This is a genomic window from Pseudomonas sp. 7P_10.2_Bac1, from assembly GCF_025465935.1.
In the GTDB taxonomy this organism is placed as follows: Bacteria; Pseudomonadota; Gammaproteobacteria; order Pseudomonadales; family Pseudomonadaceae; genus Aquipseudomonas.
Genome location: NZ_JANLNV010000005.1, coordinates 1 through 13,508, shown reverse-complemented (window position 1 = coordinate 13,508; position 13,508 = coordinate 1). Strand labels below are relative to the sequence as shown.

The window sequence follows — 13,508 nt, the reverse complement described above, 5'->3', positions numbered from 1 at the left end:
CGATGAAACTTGCGATCAAGCTGCGTACCCGGTTATTCCTTAGTATTTCGGCACTGATCACGGTGGCGCTGCTCGGCCTGTTGCTTGGCGTGGTCAGCGTGATGCAGATGGCCAAATCCCAGGAGGCGTTGATTCGCAACAACTTCATCACCTTGGACTTGGGCCTCAAGCTGCGTCAAACCCTGGGTGATCAGCTGATATTGATGCTGCGCAATCACCCTGATCCCAAGGCCCTTGAAGCGTCGGCCAATGAGTATCTGGCCCTGTTGGATGAAGGGATTAAGCATGAGCGCAAGAACAACCTGAAAAATGGCTTTACCCAGGCTCGTGTGGACTACGAGTTGTTTTTGGAAGCTTTCAAACAAGCTCACGCCAACGCGCTGGATATCAGCAGTGACAAGGAGCTGTCTGACCGCTTCAACCTATTGCGCAATGGCTTGATCGAAGAACACCGCAAGGCGCTGGATCATATTTATACCGCGCAGGCCTCGGCCCGCGACCGAGCGATCATTATTGCTTCGCTGTTGGGGCTGGTCGGGCTGGCGGTGCTGATCATCGGCTTTATCACGGCCCATGGGATTGCCCGTCGATTTGGTGCCCCTATCGAAGCGCTGGCCAAGGCTGCCGACAACATCGGCAAAGGCAACTTTGAGGTGGTGCTGCCGCTGTCATCTGCGACGGAGATGAACCAGCTGACCCGCCGCTTCGGGATCATGGCAGAGTCGCTGCGCCAGCATCAGGCAACCAATGTCGATGAGTTGCTGGCAGGTCAGCAGCGCCTGCAGGCAGTGCTCGACAGTATTGATGACGGCCTGCTGATGATTGATCAACAGGGCCGCCTTGAGCATTTGAACCCCGTGGCCCAGCGCCAGTTGGGCTGGGATGAAGGTCGTCTGGGCCAATCGCTGGGCGAGGCGCTGGGGCGTCCGGAACTGGACCAGCAACTTTTGACGGTATTGCGCGGCGGCAGCCTTGAGCGTGCGCCTGAAGACTTGAGTGTCGACATTGAAGGTGAAACCCGGTTGTTGACCTACAGCCTGACACCGGTCAGTCAGCCTAAAGGGCCTATTCTGGGCGCCGTGATGGTGCTGCATGACGTGACTGAGCAGCGGGCCTTTGAGCGAGTACGCAGTGAGTTTGTGTTGCGGGCTTCCCACGAACTGCGCACACCGGTCACGGGGATGCACATGGCGTTTGGCTTGTTTCTGGAGCGTGCACGCTTTGACCCGCAGTCGCGTGAGACCGATTTGCTGAACACGGTTAACGAAGAAATGCAGCGGCTGATGCAACTGATCAACGACTTGCTGAATTTCTCGCGTTACCAGAACGGCATGCAAAAGCTGACGCTGGCGCCGTGTGACCTTGAGCAGATGCTCAATGAGGCTCGCGCACGGTTTGCGGATCGAGCCAAAGCCAAGGACATCGCCTTGTTGATCGATCTGCAGCCGCCGCTGCCTGTACTCAACGCCGATCAGGCGCAGCTAGAGCGGGTGCTGGACAACTTGCTGGACAACGCCTTGCGCCATACCGCCAGCGGCGGTCAGATTCGCTTGCAGGCGCGGCGTCATGGTGAGCGGGTGATTATCAGCATCGAAGACAGTGGTGAAGGTATCGCCTACGGCCAGCAGGGTCGTATCTTCGAGCCTTTTGTTCAGGTGGGTCGCAAAAAAGGTGGCGCGGGCCTGGGCCTGGCGCTGTGCAAGGAGATAGTGCAATTGCACGGTGGACGCATCGGCGTCTATTCACGTCCGGGCCAGGGCACGCAGTTCTATATGGCGCTGCCGTTGTAGCGCTATAGCCGCTGCCTCAACCTTCGGCAGCGGCTACAGGGATATGTGTCCCCTTGGCGCGCATTATTTCTGTGTGTTCAACACCGTCAGAATCGCCGCGCTTTCGGCATCGGGCGTGCCGTCGAAGCGCGAAGGCCGGAAATGCATCTGGAAGGCTGCCAGTACGTGGCGCGTGGCAACGTCAAGTTCGCCGGTTTGCGGTGTTTCATAGCCCAGCAAGGCTAATTGCTGCTGGAACCAGGTGATGCTAGGCATCGCGTTGGCATAGCGAACCTGCTCGCGTGCAACAGCCTGGGCGTCGGGCCAGACCCCGAAACCGGCTTCAGCCAGGCGTTTCCAGGGGAACATCGGGCCCGGATCAAGTTTACGCAACGGCGCAATGTCGCTATGCCCGATGATGTTGCTCGGGTCGATCTTGTAGCGTGTCGAGATGTCTTTCAACAGCGCGATCACGGACTGGATTTGACCTTCGGTGTAGGGGTACCACACGCGCCCGGTTGGAGTGTCGTGGTAGCCCGGGTTGACGATCTCGATCCCAATTGAGCTTGAGTTGAGCCAGGTACGGCCTTTCCATTGGCTTTCGCCCGCGTGCCAGGCGCGCTGGTTTTCATCGACCAGCTTGTAAATGGTCGGCGGCGTGTCGCCAATCAGGTAATGGCTGCTCACAGGCCCGCTGGTCAGCAATTGCAGCGAACGCTCCAGCGAGGTCGAGGTGTAGTGCAACACGATGAACTGCACGCGGCTGTCATGGTTGGCTGAGGGATGGCTAGTGTCCATACGCGGGCCGCTGGCGCAACCGGCCAGCAGTAAGAGAGACAAAATCAGAGCAGAAAATTTCATGGCATAGGCTCATGTGAGCAATTAATGCGCCAGCATACATCACTGGTCCGGAACGAGCCTGAATGAAACCTGCCCCCGCAGGCGCGAGTGGGGCGTGAAGCGCCTGCAGAGGCCTATTCCATTATTTGCCGCACACCAGGTAAAAACTCATCGACGAATCCCCTGAGGGCCTGTCGAGCCCTTGCATCAGGCCAACCACATTGACTTCTTCGCGGCTGGGTTTGCTGGATAACTTGGCAACACCATAAAAGGTATGTTCGAAACTTGAATTGTCAAAGGTTGAAACATGGCAGTACTTGGGTGCTTTTTGAAACGCACCCGGCATGAGTTTGATTTTATAGTTGGCGCTGTAATTTTCTTGGCTGAAGTACTCGGTTGAATGAATCCAGTTGGGTGACTGAGCCTCCACTTTCCCGTCATGAGTAATAGTGGCTGAGTAGAGTGTAGGTTTTGTCGCTGCACTTGCCTGCATGGCACTGAAGATGAGTGCAAGCATGGACAGCACGGAAATAACAGTTTTCATATTGTTCCTTGATAGTAAACAGTGGCGTGATATCGGCTCAGGGCATGCCGCAGCGGCTGTCAGCAGGGCAATGATGGGCGCTTAATGATGTGGGAAAATTAACTGATGCAGTGGCCGATAAAGTTAAACCCTTTTAACCGCCTGCTTTTTTATATAAGTCGTGAAAGAGTTAAGCGTCAAGTTGGTGAAACTTAATGTGGTCACTTAGATGATTAATAAGATATGGACTACTCGGTGGGTAGAAATAAACTACGGCGTTTTTCAACGTAAGTATTAAGGGGGATAAACTTAAGTGTTCGGCTGACTGGCTTCTATGCTGTTGCGGCCATTGCTTTTGGCTCGATACAACGCTTCGTCAGCCCGTTTGAGGACCTGTTCGCTGCGTTCGCCCAGTTTGAATGACGCCACACCCATGGACGCGGTGAGGGTCACCGGTTCGCCCTTGAAGTGGAACGGGCAGGCCTGGATCGCCGCGCGCAGTTTTTCGAGCAGTTGCAGGCCAGCGTGCAGGGACGTATCGGGGAGGAGCAGTACAAACTCTTCGCCACCAAAGCGGGCTGCAAAGTCGGTGGGTCGCAGGTGTTTGGATAATTGAGCCGCGATGATTTTGAGCACTTTGTCGCCGGCCAGATGGCCATAGCCATCGTTGATGCGTTTGAAGTGGTCAAGGTCGAGCATAGCGATCAGTAGTGAGTTGCCGTGGGCTTGCCACTGCGCCACTTCATGGGCCAGCCGTTCGCCCCAGGCTGCCCGATTTGGCAGCCCGGTCAGCGGGTCGATCATGGCCTTGAGGCGCTGCTCTTCGAGGTGCTCTCGGTAGCCTTGAGCTTGCTGTTCCATGAAGGCTACGCGTTCGGACAAACCTTGCAGATGGCTGCACAGCTCTTGCTCGCGGGCATCGCGTTGCTGGCGATGCTGGTCCATCGTGCCCAGCAAACCTTCGAGGCGGTTTTCAAGGAGGTGCTTGAGGCTGTTCAGGTCGACGGCTTCTTGCACGCTGCTTTGCAGGCTATCAACGTGTTCACGTATCTGGTTGTCCAGTTGCTCAGCCTCCGAGCGCCCCAAGGCGTGGCCGGCACTTGCTGCCTGGAGGTTGCTCTGGAACGACTCGAGGCGCTCATTGAGCTGCTTGAGGTAGGTTTCGAACTCATGCTGGCCACTGTCGGTAACGGCCAGCATCAACACCGCCAGATCGTCGAGAATGGGCAGCAATTCGTACCAGTTCAGCCCTTTTTCGAGGCGTACCCGCATGGACTCGGCGTGTGGTCGGTGATGTTCGGGCAGCGACAGGTCATTCAACAAGCCGAGCAGGGTGGATTCAATATGCTGCGCCACCGAGCTGTAGCTGGGCTCGGGGCTTTCGGGCAGGGCATAAGTCGGCTCGTCATCAGAGGCCAGAGGCTCGATTTTTGATTCTGGCTCTGGCTCTGGCTCTGGCTCTGCTTCTGGCTCCGGGGCGGGCTCAAAGGCGGCTGGCGTTTGCGCCTGAGGCTCATCCCCTTGCTCGGTGCCTGCCCGCTCAGACGGCTTAACGGTCTCCTGGAGGCGTGCGTTTTCTGCGTCGACGAGCGCCACAACTGACTCGAGGGCACCGCTGACGGCCTCTTCGTCATCCAGCACTTGCGCCAACTGTGCAGGCGGCTCAGCGTGCTCAATTGCCTCGGCAACAGGCTCAGGTAGTGTTTCAGCTGGCGCATCATTAGTGGGAGATGCCGAAGCGGCTACTGGCCGGGAGGGCGTCGCAGCCGCCGGTATGGGCTCAGGCGCCAGAGGGCTCGCGGACGAGTCAGGCTTTTCGGTGTCCTGAGTGCCGAACAGGCGCTGCAACAGGCCTGGCTTGGAAGGTTCAGCGTTGTTGAGTTGAGGCGCCAGCGCGCGGCTTTGCAGGCTGCTCAATTCGCTGAGCAGCAGCGGGATCTCGCGTGCCTGAGTTACCCGGCTGTCGAGCTGCTTGGCGAATGCCTTCAGTGGTTTGCTGACTTCACGGGGCAAGGGCAGGGCTTGCAACTGGGTGACCAGCGCGTTGAGCGCGACACTCATTTGGTCGATACGGGTTTCGCGACGCTGTTCGGAGTCCAGTACGGCTTTTTCAAGGCGCGGGAGCAGGGCTGCCAGGGCGGCGTCCATGTCATCGGTGCGCACGGCCTCGCGCATTTCCTTCATGCACTGGTCGACGGTGCGGTCAGTGCCCTCGGCCGCCAGAGTGCTGCGCACCAGGCCGCGTCGTAACAGATCAAGGCGAGCATTCCAGCGGCGCTCGAGCTTGTCTTGCTGCTCGACGCTCTTCAGGTATTTTTCTTTCCAGCGTGTGGCGTCATTAGCGCTCATGCCAGCGGCTCATTGGGCGAGCTCAGCACCGGCAATGAGTCGACACCGACAGAGCCGGGCAGGCGGATTTCAACTGCTACCGGCAAGTGGTCGGAAATAGGCTGGTCGAGTACCTGCACGCGCTCAAGCGTGAGGCTGGGGCTCAGCAGAATATGGTCGAGGCACCGTTGCGGGCGCCAACTGGGGAAGGTGGCTTGCATTTGCGGCGCCAGCAAGCCGAGATCGCGTAGGGGCGAGGTGTCGAGCAGGTCACTGGCTTGCGCGTTCATGTCGCCCATCAGGACCTGATGCTGGTAGCCGCCAACCAGTTCGCGAATGTACGCCAGCTGTCGCGTGCGGGTTTTCACACCCAGTGCCAGATGCATCACGACCACAATCAGCGCATCGGGGCCGTCCCCGAAGCGCACTAAAATAGCGCCACGCCCCGCAGGGCCCGGCAAGGGGTGGTCTTCAATTGCGGAGGGCCGCAAACGGCTGAGTAGCCCGTTGCTGTGCTGTGCCAAGCGACCCAGGTTGCGATTGAGTTGTTGATACCAGTAGGGGAATTCGCCCTGTTGGGCCAGGTACTTGACCTGATTGATGTAGCCAGATCGATGGCTGCCGCCATCAGCTTCTTGCAGCGCGACCAGGTCGAAGTCGCTCAACAGGTCGCCTATTTTCTCCAGGTTACCTGCCCGCCCTTTGTGTGGCAGCACGTGCTGCCAGCTGCGGGTCAGGTAATGGCGGTAGCTTTGTGTGCTATTACCAACCTGGATATTGAAACTGAGCAAACGCAGACGTCGATCATCCGGCAGGCCGCTGCCATCCAGATGATCTTCGTTGACCTGCGGTTCGTGCAGGCCAACGATTCGTTCGCTCTTCCAACGCCGCACGGGAGAGGGCGCCGATCAGTTTTTGGCCGCTTGTGGCGCCGCTTTCTCGGCGGCACGTTCTTTGGCGATCAGTTGGTCAGCCACGTTCAGCGCCTGCTCCGGACCGCCTGCGGTGCCCAGGTCGAAGCGGTATTTACCGTTCACGATCAGGGTCGGTACGCCAGAAACTTCATACTTCTTGGCCAGCTCACGGGCCTTGACGATTTGGCCTTTGATGGCAAAAGAGTCGAAGGTTTGCAGGAACTTCTCTTTATCGACGCCTTGAGTGGCTACGAAATCTGCCATGTCATTCTTGTCGGTCAGACGTTTGCCTTCTTTCTGGATGGCATTGAAGACCGCGGCGTGTACTTTGTGCTCGACGCCCATTGCTTCCAGAGTCAGGAACAGTTGCCCGTGGGCGTCCCATGGGCCGCCAAACATGGCCGGGATGCGCACGAAATGCACGTCAGACGGCAGTTTTTCTACCCATGGATTGATGGTGGGCTCAAACGCGTAGCAATGCGGGCAGCCGTACCAGAACAGTTCAACCACTTCGATTTTGCCAGGCTCTGCAACCGGAACGGGATTCGCCAACTCAACGTAGGTCTTGCCGGCTTCAAGCGGGACATCGGCAGCTTGAGCGGTCATGCCAAACAGGGAGGCACTGACGAGAACGGCGCTGAGAATCAGATTACGCATGCTTTACTCCTGGACAAATAAGGTCGCCTGACTTGGCCTGTTTTGAGACAGGTCTGTTCTGGCTTGAGTTCGGTAGTGTAGCGGCAGATAGCACGAAAAAGGGCAGCCTCGGCTGCCCTGACACGCTTACATTCAAAGATTAAACGACCGTTAACGTCAATAAACCCGTCGCCGGCAAGCCGCATCGCCCTTGGTCGATCAGTGTAGACCTTGAATGTAGCTGGCCAACGCCTTGATGTCTTTGTTGCTTAGTTTGGCCGCAATGGCGCGCATGATCATCGAATCGCCATCGTTGGTACGATTGCCCTCGCGGAAATCAGTGAGTTGTTTCTCGATGTAATTTGCGTGTTGGCCGCCCAGGTGCGGGAAGCCGGCAGGTGAGTTGCCCTGACCATCTGGCGAGTGGCACCCGGTGCAGGCGGGCATGCCTTTTTGCAGGTCGCCACCGCGAAAGAGGGCTTCACCGCGGGCAACCAGCGCGGGGTCGGCAGCACCGACGGAGCTTTTCTGGCTGGCGTAGTAAGCGGCGATGTCGGCCAGATCCTGATCATTCAGGGCGGTTAGCTGGCCGGTCATTTCGAGGACCTGGCGTTTGCCGTCCTTGATTTCATGCAGTTGCTTGAGCAGGTAGCGATCACCTTGCCCAGCCAGTTTGGGGAAGTTGGGGGCCATGCTATTGCCGTCGGGGCCGTGACACGCACCACACACAACGGTTTTTGCCTGACCGGCTGCGGCATCACCCACCAGGGGAGTGTCTGCGGCCTGGGCGATACCACTCACGCCCATGGTCAACAGCAGACTCATGAAAAGTTTGTTCATCAGCTAATCCAACTACGGCTAAGGGTTAAGAGTTAGGGCCGGGCTTACTCATTCATCCTCTGGATGATTGGCTGGTAATCCTCGACACTGCAGTCCATGCACAACCACGCGGCGGCATCGCCTTTTCACCCTGGAGCGCGTGTTGTACCAACGTCTGCTTAACTCACCCTCGGCCTTTACACCCGGTTTCGGTGTTATGAATCGCTGACCTTCATGGCAGGCAATACAAACGCGGTTGTACACGGCTTCCGGATCCTGTGTAGCCTGAACGCTGTACAGGCGGTATCAAGACACCGGCAGCAGCCAATTCGTCTAAAACGATTTTTTTCAGGGTTGGGAGCCTGATGCGTTCTAATGCGCAACCTAGGTCTGATCGCTCCCATGTTCTTCGTCCTACGCTGGGACAAAGCACACACAAAATCTGCGGCATTATATACTGGCGCCACTGAAACGGAAACGACACGCACGCCGCGTCCATTCCTGACGCCGCTCACATCGGAAATCCCATGCAACTCAAGAACCCCATTCTCGGTCTGTGCCAACAGGCCACTTTCATGCTCAGCGCTGCCAAGGTTGAACAGTGCCCTGACGACCAAGGCTTTGAAGTAGCCTTCGCCGGGCGTTCCAACGCCGGCAAGTCCAGTGCTTTGAACACCCTGACCCACGCAAGCCTGGCGCGCACCTCGAAAACCCCGGGGCGTACTCAGTTGCTGAACTTCTTCAAACTGGACGATGAGCGTCGTCTGGTCGACCTGCCGGGTTATGGCTACGCGAAGGTCCCGATCCCACTGAAAATGCACTGGCAGCGTCACCTCGAGGCGTATTTCGGTAGTCGCGAAAGCCTCAAGGGCGTGGTGTTGATGATGGATGTTCGTCATCCAATGACTGATTTCGACCGTTTGATGCTCGACTGGACCGCCTCCAGCGGCATGCCGATGCACATTTTGCTGACCAAAGCCGACAAACTGACGTACGGCGCGGCCAAGAACACGCTGCTTAAAATTCAGTCAGAGATACGCAAGACCTGGGGCGACAGCGTCACCATCCAGCTGTTCTCCTCGCCAAAACGCATGGGCCTGGAAGAGGCGTACACCGTGCTGGCGCGCTGGTTGGAATTGCCAAGCAAAGGCGAAGAAGAAAGCGCCGAGTAAGCAATTACAGGCAAAAAAAACCCCGGACTTCGTATGGGGGAGGGAAGTTCGGGGTTCAAGTACTGGACCGCTAGGGCGGGGTCCAGAATCTGCCAACACTTAACACAACATTAGGAGCATTGAAGGGCTTCACCAGCCATTCAAGTTCTCTGAGTCCTGAGGAGCGGGTTTAGTTCCTTGGGCTTAACAACTAATTTTGATGCCAAGGTAAAAGGCGAACGGTGTAGCCGCTGCCGCAAGCTCCTCAAAAGGCAGCGCCGCTGCGCAGCCCATCGCAGCCTGCGGCAGCGGCTACAGGTCTAGCGTTTAGTGCGCCTCATCCCAGTTATTGCCCACGCCCACTTCGACCACCAGCGGGACATCCAATGTAGCTGCTTCGCTCATGTGCACGCGGATTTCATCGCGCACTTGATCGACCAGGTCTTCACGCACCTCAAGCACCAGTTCGTCGTGTACCTGCAGAATCACGCGAGCATCCAGGCCTGAGGCCGCAAGCCAGTTATCCACAGCCACCATGGCTTTCTTGATGATGTCAGCCGCCGTGCCCTGCATCGGAGCGTTGATCGCGGTGCGTTCAGCGCCTTTGCGCAGCGCCGGGTTCTTTGCGTTGATCTCGGGCAGGTACAGGCGACGACCAAAAATGGTCTCGACATAACCCTGCTCGGCCGCCTGGGTGCGCGTGCGTTCCATGTACTCCAGCACGCCCGGATAGCGCGCAAAGTAGCGATCGATATAAGCCTGCGACTGCTTGCGATCGACTCCGATCTGCTTGGCCAGGCCAAAGGCGCTCATGCCGTAGATCAAGCCGAAGTTAATCGCCTTGGCGCTGCGGCGCTGGTCGGTGGTGACATCGCTCAGGTCCACGCCAAAGACTTCAGCGGCGGTGGCGCTGTGCACGTCCAGGTTGTTGCGGAAGGCGTGCAGCAGGCCTTCGTCCTTGGCCAGGTGGGCCATGATCCGCAGTTCGATTTGCGAATAGTCGGCCGCCAGCAGTTTGTAGCCTTCAGGGGCAATGAACGCCTGACGGATCCGACGCCCTTCGGCGGTACGAATCGGGATGTTCTGCAGGTTTGGATCGCTGGACGACAAACGCCCGGTGGCCGTCACCGCTTGGTGATACGACGTATGAATACGTCCGGTACGCGGGTTGATCTGCTCGGGCAGACGGTCGGTGTACGTGCTTTTCAGCTTGCTCATGGAGCGGTACTGCATCAGTACCTTGGGCAGCGGGAAGTCTTGCTCGGCCAATTCGGCCAGCACGGCTTCGGCTGTCGACGGCTGGCCTTTGGCGGTTTTGCTGATGATCGGCAGGCCGAGTTTTTCGTACAGGATCACGCCCAATTGCTTCGGTGAGCCGAGGTTGAATTCTTCACCGGCAATCTCGAAGGCCTCACGCTCAAGCGCGACCATCTTGTCGCCCAACTCGACGCTTTGTACGCCCAGCAGTTTGGCGTCTACCAGAGCCCCTTGGCGCTCAATGCGGGCCAGTACTGGCACCAGCGGCATTTCGATGTCGGTCAGTACGCTGTTCAGGCTTGGGATCGCTTGCAGTTTTTCGTGCAGCGCGTGGTGCAGGCGCAGGGTGACGTCAGCATCTTCAGCGGCATATGGCCCGGCCAGCTCCAGCGAGATCTGGTCGAAGGTCAGCTGTTTGACGCCTTTGCCGGCAATGTCCTGGAAGCTGGTTGTGGTGTGCCCCAGGTATTTGAGGGCCAGGCTGTCCATGTCATGGCGGGTGGCGGTGGAGTCGAGTACGTAAGACTCCAGCATGGTGTCGAAGGCAACGCCCTGCACCGTGATGCCATTGGCTTGATCGCCGCCAATAGCACAGTTGGCCAAGATATTGATGTCGAATTTGGCGTGCTGACCGACCTTGGCCTTGTTCGGGTCTTCGAGCAGCGGCTTGAGCGCTTGCAGCACGGTGTCGCGGTCCAGCTGGTCCGGCACTCCCATGTAGGAATGGGTCAGCGGGATGTAAGCAGCTTCGCCCGGCTTGACCGCAAACGACACACCGACCAATTGCGCTTGTTGCGCGTCCAACCCGGTGGTTTCGGTGTCAAAAGCAATCAGCTTGGCGTCGTTGAGCTTTTTCAGCCACACCTCGAAACGGGCCTGGTCGAGGATGGTTTCGTATTGCAGTTCTTCGGTTGGCGCGGCAGGGGCTTCGTGGGTAATCACCTGACCGGCGCGCTTGGCGTCGCGCTCTACTTCGGCGATCCAGCTTTTGAATTCCAGCTCGGTGTACAGCTCGATCAGCTTCTCGCAATCGGGCTCTTTGAGGTGCAAGTCGTCGAGGCCGATGTCTAACGGCACGTCGATCTTGATCGTGGCCAGTTGGTACGACAAAAACGCCATTTCACGGTGTTCTTCGAGCTTCGCGGGCAGGTTTTTCGCGCCACGGATCGGCAGGGTCGGCACGATGTCGAGTTGTTCGTACAGTTCGACCAACCCACCGTTGACGCCTACCAGCAAGCCAGACGCGGTTTTGGGGCCAATGCCCGGAACGCCCGGAATGTTGTCGGACGAATCGCCCATCAGCGCGAGGTAATCGATAATCTGCTCGGGCGTGACGCCGAACTTCTCTTTGACGCCTTCAACGTCCAGCGTGCTGCCAGTCATGGTGTTGACCAGTGTGATGTGGCCATCCACCAGTTGCGCCATGTCTTTGTCACCGGTCGAGATGACCACTGGTCGGTCCGCTGCCGCGCTGCTGCGCGCCAAGGTACCAATCACGTCATCTGCTTCTACGCCTTCGACGCACAGCAACGGGAAGCCCAAGGCGATCACGCTGGCGTGCAAGGGCTCGATTTGAACGCGCATGTCATCAGGCATGCTCGGGCGATTGGCCTTGTATTCGGCGTACATGTCATCGCGAAATGTCCCGCCCTTGGCGTCGAACACCACGGCGAACGGGCTGTCCGGGTACTGCTTGCGCAGACTCTTCAGCATGTTCAGCACGCCCTTTACGGCGCCCGTCGGCATGCCTTTGGACGTAGTCAGCGGCGGAAGCGCATGGAAGGCGCGGTACAAATATGAAGAACCGTCCACCAGGACGAGGGGTGCTTGGCTCATGAGCAGGATCAACCTTTTCGGCGAGTCCGGCGCTAGAATGTCCGGACCAATGACGACAAAGGGACAAGGTTATCATGCGCACACTTAATCGCCTGTTGTTGACCGGCTTGTTTGCATTCTCACCGCTGGTAACCTTTGCGGCAGATAGTGCACCTACCGGTGACCCAGAAGTAACCATTCGCACGGAAGGCGATAAAACCATTCAGGAATACCGTCAAAACGGGTTCCTTTATGCCATCAAGGTGACCCCAAAAGGAGCGCCGCCGTACTTTTTGGTACGCGCTGATGGTACTGATGCCAACTTCATCCGTTCCGACCAGCCGGATATGCTGATTCCTTCGTGGAAAATCTTCGAATGGAAATAGCGTCTTAACTTTAATCGGCGCCGCCCACGCGGCGCCCGCACTGGCAATTTAAACCATGTCTGTATTCACCCCACTGACTCGCCCGGAGCTGGAGACTTTTCTTGCGCCTTATGAACTCGGCCGTTTGCTCGATTTCCAGGGGATTGCCGCGGGTAGCGAAAACACCAACTATTTCATCAGCCTGGAGCAGGGCGAATATGTCCTGACCCTGGTAGAGCGTGGCCCGATCAAAGAAATGCCTTTCTTTATCGAGCTGCTGGATGTGCTGCACGACGCCGATTTGCCGGTGCCTTTTGCCCTGCGCACCGTCGACGGCCAGGCCTTGCGCGAACTCAAAGGCAAGCCTGCACTGCTGCAACCGCGCCTGGCGGGCAAGCATATTCGCGACGCCAACGCGCAGCACTGTGCACAAGTCGGCGAGTTGCTGGGGCATTTGCACGTGGCCACGCGTGACAACGTGCTGGAACGCAAAACCGACCGAGGCCTGGACTGGATGCTGGCCGAAGGGCCCGCATTGATGGCTGATTTGTCGCCGGATGCGGCCAATATGCTGCAAAAGGCCCTGGCTGAAATTACCGATCGCAAGGCGCAGATCCTGGCGCTGCCGCGGGCGAATCTGCATGGCGATCTGTTTCGCGATAACGCGATGTTTGAAGGGACGCATCTGACTGGCTTGATCGACTTTTACAACGCTTGCTCGGGGCCGATGCTGTACGACGTGGCAATTGCCCTGAACGACTGGTGTGCCGATGAAGACGGCCAGCTGGACGGCCCGCGTGCTCGTGCGCTGCTGGGCGCCTATGCCGCGCTGCGGCCGTTTACTGCCAGCGAAGCCGAGCTGTGGCCGACCGTCCTGCGTGTGGCGTGCGTGCGTTTTTGGCTGTCGCGTTTGATTGCGGCCCATACGTTCGCAGGCCAGGACGTGCTGATCCACGATCCGCGCGAGTTCGAGCGTCGTTTGGCATTGCGCCAAACCGTGACCGTCCCGCTGCCGTTCGCGCTCTAACCCGCTAACCCCCTGCAGGAGCGGGGGGGGGGGGGGGGGGTTTTTTTTTTTTTAAATATTCCGG

At 58.0% G+C, this 13,508-nt stretch carries 11 protein-coding genes; 4 read left to right on the top strand and 7 right to left on the bottom strand.

The window, feature by feature from the left end; genetic code table 11:
• Positions 1-2: 2 nt before the first annotated feature.
• Positions 3-1,790 carry a KinB sensor domain-containing domain gene (locus NTD86_RS00620; RefSeq protein ID WP_262200206.1) on the top strand — a complete coding sequence of 596 codons (1,788 nt, stop codon included), beginning with the start codon at positions 3-5 and terminating at the stop codon, positions 1,788-1,790.
• A 63-nt stretch (positions 1,791-1,853) separates the two neighbouring features.
• On the opposite strand, the gene NTD86_RS00615 is transcribed toward NTD86_RS00620, so the two are convergent.
• The 6 genes from NTD86_RS00615 to NTD86_RS00590 form a co-directional block, all read right to left on the bottom strand.
• Positions 1,854-2,630, bottom strand: coding sequence for an N-acetylmuramoyl-L-alanine amidase (locus NTD86_RS00615; protein ID WP_262200205.1), 777 nt, complete (start codon positions 2,628-2,630; stop codon positions 1,854-1,856).
• 121 nt (positions 2,631-2,751) lie between these two features.
• The gene (locus NTD86_RS00610) at positions 2,752-3,153 is read right to left on the bottom strand and encodes a hypothetical protein (RefSeq protein WP_262200204.1); all 402 of its coding nucleotides are present in this window, start codon (positions 3,151-3,153) and stop codon (positions 2,752-2,754) included.
• A gap of 288 nt (positions 3,154-3,441) precedes the next feature.
• Positions 3,442-5,481, bottom strand: coding sequence for a GGDEF domain-containing protein (locus NTD86_RS00605; RefSeq protein ID WP_262200203.1), 2,040 nt, complete (start codon positions 5,479-5,481; stop codon positions 3,442-3,444).
• The gene (locus NTD86_RS00600; RefSeq protein WP_262200202.1) at positions 5,478-6,353 is read right to left on the bottom strand and encodes an endonuclease/exonuclease/phosphatase family protein; all 876 of its coding nucleotides are present in this window, start codon (positions 6,351-6,353) and stop codon (positions 5,478-5,480) included. The genes NTD86_RS00605 and NTD86_RS00600 overlap by 4 nt, the downstream gene beginning before the upstream one ends.
• A gap of 15 nt (positions 6,354-6,368) precedes the next feature.
• Positions 6,369-7,031, bottom strand: coding sequence for a thiol:disulfide interchange protein DsbA (dsbA, locus tag NTD86_RS00595; protein WP_262200201.1), 663 nt, complete (start codon positions 7,029-7,031; stop codon positions 6,369-6,371).
• Positions 7,032-7,229: 198 nt separating this feature from the next.
• Positions 7,230-7,850 (bottom strand): c-type cytochrome, encoded by a 621-nt coding sequence (locus tag NTD86_RS00590; protein ID WP_262200200.1) that lies wholly within the window; start codon positions 7,848-7,850, stop codon positions 7,230-7,232.
• Between the two features lie 506 nt (positions 7,851-8,356).
• Between NTD86_RS00590 and yihA the strand changes: the two genes are divergently transcribed.
• The gene (gene yihA / locus NTD86_RS00585; RefSeq protein ID WP_262200199.1) at positions 8,357-9,001 is read left to right on the top strand and encodes a ribosome biogenesis GTP-binding protein YihA/YsxC; all 645 of its coding nucleotides are present in this window, start codon (positions 8,357-8,359) and stop codon (positions 8,999-9,001) included.
• Between the two features lie 306 nt (positions 9,002-9,307).
• Here the strand turns inward: yihA and polA are convergent, their stop codons facing one another.
• Entirely contained in the window at positions 9,308-12,073 is a 2,766-nt protein-coding gene (polA, locus tag NTD86_RS00580) for a DNA polymerase I (protein WP_262200198.1), read from the bottom strand.
• A 74-nt stretch (positions 12,074-12,147) separates the two neighbouring features.
• Here polA and NTD86_RS00575 point away from each other — a divergent pair, with 74 nt between their 5' ends.
• Together NTD86_RS00575 and NTD86_RS00570 are read left to right on the top strand one after the other, a co-directional pair.
• On the top strand, positions 12,148-12,438 hold the full coding sequence (locus NTD86_RS00575) for a DUF2782 domain-containing protein (RefSeq protein ID WP_048372475.1): 291 nt from the start codon (positions 12,148-12,150) through the stop codon (positions 12,436-12,438).
• 55 nt (positions 12,439-12,493) lie between these two features.
• Complete coding sequence (locus NTD86_RS00570) at positions 12,494-13,444, top strand: homoserine kinase (RefSeq protein ID WP_262200197.1); 951 nt, start codon at positions 12,494-12,496, stop codon at positions 13,442-13,444.
• The last annotated feature ends 64 nt before the right edge of the window (positions 13,445-13,508 follow it).

What these genes read in the sequence shown, in the direction of transcription:
- dsbA (WP_262200201.1), bottom strand. Translation starts at nt 7,031, where the DNA reads ATGCGTAATCTGATTCTCAGCGCCGTTCTCGTCAGTGCCTCCCTGTTT.
- yihA (WP_262200199.1), top strand. Translation starts at nt 8,357, where the DNA reads ATGCAACTCAAGAACCCCATTCTCGGTCTGTGCCAACAGGCCACTTTC.
- NTD86_RS00610 (WP_262200204.1), bottom strand. Translation starts at nt 3,153, where the DNA reads ATGAAAACTGTTATTTCCGTGCTGTCCATGCTTGCACTCATCTTCAGT.
- NTD86_RS00590 (WP_262200200.1), bottom strand. Translation starts at nt 7,850, where the DNA reads ATGAACAAACTTTTCATGAGTCTGCTGTTGACCATGGGCGTGAGTGGT.
- NTD86_RS00615 (WP_262200205.1), bottom strand. Translation starts at nt 2,630, where the DNA reads ATGAAATTTTCTGCTCTGATTTTGTCTCTCTTACTGCTGGCCGGTTGC.
- NTD86_RS00570 (WP_262200197.1), top strand. Translation starts at nt 12,494, where the DNA reads ATGTCTGTATTCACCCCACTGACTCGCCCGGAGCTGGAGACTTTTCTT.
- NTD86_RS00620 (WP_262200206.1), top strand. Translation starts at nt 3, where the DNA reads ATGAAACTTGCGATCAAGCTGCGTACCCGGTTATTCCTTAGTATTTCG.
- polA (WP_262200198.1), bottom strand. Translation starts at nt 12,073, where the DNA reads ATGAGCCAAGCACCCCTCGTCCTGGTGGACGGTTCTTCATATTTGTAC.
- NTD86_RS00575 (WP_048372475.1), top strand. Translation starts at nt 12,148, where the DNA reads ATGCGCACACTTAATCGCCTGTTGTTGACCGGCTTGTTTGCATTCTCA.
- NTD86_RS00605 (WP_262200203.1), bottom strand. Translation starts at nt 5,481, where the DNA reads ATGAGCGCTAATGACGCCACACGCTGGAAAGAAAAATACCTGAAGAGC.